Annotated in this window: 6 protein-coding genes; 5 read left to right on the forward strand and 1 reads right to left on the reverse strand. The window is 65.7% G+C overall.

Translation table 11 applies throughout. The features are described 5' to 3' along the window. From AC5JJ6_RS07315 to AC5JJ6_RS07335, 5 genes are all read left to right on the forward strand, one after another. On the forward strand, window positions 1-496 hold a 496-nt coding region (locus tag AC5JJ6_RS07315; RefSeq protein ID WP_496041403.1), incomplete at its 5' end, for a helix-hairpin-helix domain-containing protein. A gap of 45 nt (window positions 497-541) precedes the next feature. After that, a complete protein-coding gene (pgsA, locus tag AC5JJ6_RS07320) occupies window positions 542-1,174 on the forward strand; it encodes a CDP-diacylglycerol--glycerol-3-phosphate 3-phosphatidyltransferase (RefSeq protein WP_496041404.1) in 633 nt (210 codons plus the stop codon). Between the two features lie 27 nt (window positions 1,175-1,201). After that, window positions 1,202-1,453 (forward strand): molybdopterin converting factor subunit 1, encoded by a 252-nt coding sequence (moaD, locus tag AC5JJ6_RS07325; RefSeq protein ID WP_044433659.1) that lies wholly within the window; start codon window positions 1,202-1,204, stop codon window positions 1,451-1,453. A gap of 7 nt (window positions 1,454-1,460) precedes the next feature. Beyond that, entirely contained in the window at window positions 1,461-1,910 is a 450-nt protein-coding gene (locus tag AC5JJ6_RS07330) for a molybdenum cofactor biosynthesis protein MoaE (protein WP_496041405.1), read from the forward strand. A gap of 81 nt (window positions 1,911-1,991) precedes the next feature. After that, window positions 1,992-2,231 carry a hypothetical protein gene (locus AC5JJ6_RS07335; protein WP_496041406.1) on the forward strand — a complete coding sequence of 80 codons (240 nt, stop codon included), beginning with the start codon at window positions 1,992-1,994 and terminating at the stop codon, window positions 2,229-2,231. A gap of 33 nt (window positions 2,232-2,264) precedes the next feature. Here AC5JJ6_RS07335 and AC5JJ6_RS07340 read toward each other — a convergent pair. Beyond that, a partial coding sequence (locus AC5JJ6_RS07340; RefSeq protein ID WP_496041407.1) for an aminotransferase class IV occupies window positions 2,265-2,841 on the reverse strand: 577 nt, incomplete at its 5' end.

Here is a 2,841-nt window from a genome sequence, read left to right on the forward strand (position 1 = left end):
GTTCTCCCGCGCGATCAAGGAGGACCCGGACCGCGAGCGCGGCACTTGGCCCGACCTCGTCCTGATCGACGGCGGCCAGGGACAGCTTTCGGCGGCGATGGAGGTGATGAACGAGCTGGACATCACGAACCTCGCCGTGGTGTCGATCGCCAAGGGGCCGGACCGCAACGCCGGCCGGGAGCGCTTCTTCATGCCGGGCAGGCCGCCTTTCGGTATGGACCCGAAGGACCCCGTCCTGTATTTCCTTCAGCGTCTGCGCGACGAGGCCCACCGCTTCGCCATCGGGACCCACAGGGCGCGGCGCACCAAGGCGATCGGGCAGTCGGTGATCGACGAGATCCCCGGCATCGGCCCGAGCCGCAAGAAGGCGCTGCTCCACCATTTCGGTTCCGCCCGCGCCGTCGAGCGGGCCGGGCTGGCGGATCTGGAGGGAGTCGAAGGGATTAGCGGAACCGTAGCCAAAAAGATTTATGATCACTTCCACCCGGACGGCTAGAATGCCAACGATCCGCCGGACCGCCGTAATTCAGAGCCTCCAGTCATGCTGACCAGCCTGCCCAACCTGCTGACACTCTCGCGGATCGTCGTCATCCCGATCATCATCGGGCTGTTCTTCGTGCGCGAGCACTGGGCTGCCTGGACGGCATGCGTCCTGTTCGGCGCTGCGGCCATAACGGACTATGTCGACGGCTATCTGGCGCGCTCGTGGTCGCAGGTCTCCATCGTCGGCAAGTTCCTCGACCCGATCGCCGACAAGCTGCTGGTGGCGGCGGTGCTGTTCATGCTGGTCGCCGTGGACAAGCTCAACGGCATTTCCGTGCTCCCCGCCGTCGTGATCCTGCTGCGCGAAGTGCTGGTGTCCGGCCTGCGCGAGTTCCTGGCGGGCATCCGCGTCGGCATGCCGGTCAGCAAGCTCGCCAAGTGGAAGACGGCGATCCAGATGGTGGCGCTGGGCATCCTGATCGTCGGCAACGACGGCCCGCCCTGGCTGCCGGTCGAACTGATCGGCGAGATCGGCCTGTGGGCCGCCGGATTGCTGACGCTGATCACCGGCTGGGACTATATGCAGGCCGGCTGGAAGCACATGAACGAGGAACGGGAACCCGAGCCGGAACCCACTCCGCACCCAGGACAGCCGCACGGAACCACCGGCGCCGCGCGCAGCGTCGGCTGACGGCACCGGCAAACCGAAGGAACCGCCATGAAGCTGCTCTATTTCGCCTGGCTTCGGACCAAGATCGGAGTCTCCCAGGAAGACGTGGCGCCGCCGGCCGAAGTCCGCGACGTCGCTTCCCTGATCGGCTGGCTCCAGACCCGCGGCCCGAACTTCGCCGACGCGCTCAAGAACCCCTCGGTGGTGCGGGTGGCGGTCAACCAGGAATATGTCCGGCCCGGCCATCCGCTGGCAGCCGGCGACGAGGTGGCACTGTTCCCGCCGGTCACCGGGGGCTGAGCGCTTCATGACGATTCGGGTACAGGCCGAAGACTTCGACGTCGGCGCCGAACTGTCGGCGCTGACGGAGGGCGACGCGAGCATCGGCGGCGTCACCAGCTTCATCGGACTGGTGCGGGAAATGGGCTCCGGCCCCAGCGCCATGACGCTGGAACACTACCCCGGCATGACCGAGCGGCAGCTTGCCGAGATCGAGGCGGAGGCAAACCGGCGCTGGCCGCTCCAGGCCTCGCTGATCGTCCACCGCTACGGCAGGCTGGAACCGGGCGACAGGATCGTATTGGTCGCGACCGCCAGCAAGCACCGGGAAGCCGCTTTCGAAAGCTGCCACTTCCTGATCGACTGGCTGAAGACGCGGGCGCCGTTCTGGAAGCTGGAAGAAACCGCCGAGGGCAGCCAGTGGGTCGAGGCGAAGGACAGCGACGACGACGCCGCCGAAAGATGGAAGCAAACCTGACGACGGCATTTTTGCGCCATTAACTTTCCATAAGGCAAGGTCGCGTATTTATTTGGGGAGTTTCACCGCCGGAGGTTTCAGATGAGCGCCGATCCCGATATCATCTGCAACATGCTCAGGAAGCTGGCCAAGCCAAGCTCCGACCTGTCCTCCTATGCGACCGAAGACGCGGTCGAGACGCTGCTGGAAAACTGGAAGGCGGCGATGCGCGACGGCGTGGCGCTCCAGGGTCTCGTCGCCGACGTGGACGGCGTGATCGAGCACCTGAAGGACTTCCGTGACGGCATCGTCGCGATCTACCCCGAAGCCAAGCCGCAGTGACGGCTCAGCGGTACCGTTCCAGGATGGAAGCCCCTACTCCGCCGCGACGGCCGTGACCGCAGCACCCCGCACAAGCCTCTCGTAGTCTTTCATCAGTGTCATGCAGATCCGGCCCGGCGTGAATGTCAGGTCGTCGATCTGGCCGACGGGAGTGACTTCCGCCGCGGTCCCGGTCAGGAAAATTTCGTCGGCTGTTTTCAGCTCTTCCGGCATGATCGCCCGCTCGATCACCTCGATCCCGCGTTGCTTGGCCAAGCCGATCACGGTGCGGCGGGTGATGCCGTCCAGGAAACAGTCCGGCGTCGGCGTATGCAGCTTGCCGCCGGCCGCCATGAAGAAGTTGGCGCCGGTCGCCTCGGCGATCCGCCCGCGGTAATCCAGCATCAGCGCGTCGTGGAATCCCTCGTTCTCCGCCGTATGCTTGCTCATCGTGCAGATCATGTAGAGGCCGGCGGCCTTGCTGGCTGTCGGCGCCGTGTTGGGAGCCGGCCGCGCCCATTTGCTGGTCTGGAGCCTGATGCCGGCCATGCGCGCTTCCGGCGAGAAGTAGCTCGGCCATTGCCAGCAGGCGATGGCGACATGAATCGTGTTGCCTTGCGCGGCGACGCCC

This window comes from Skermanella sp. (assembly GCF_059503625.1).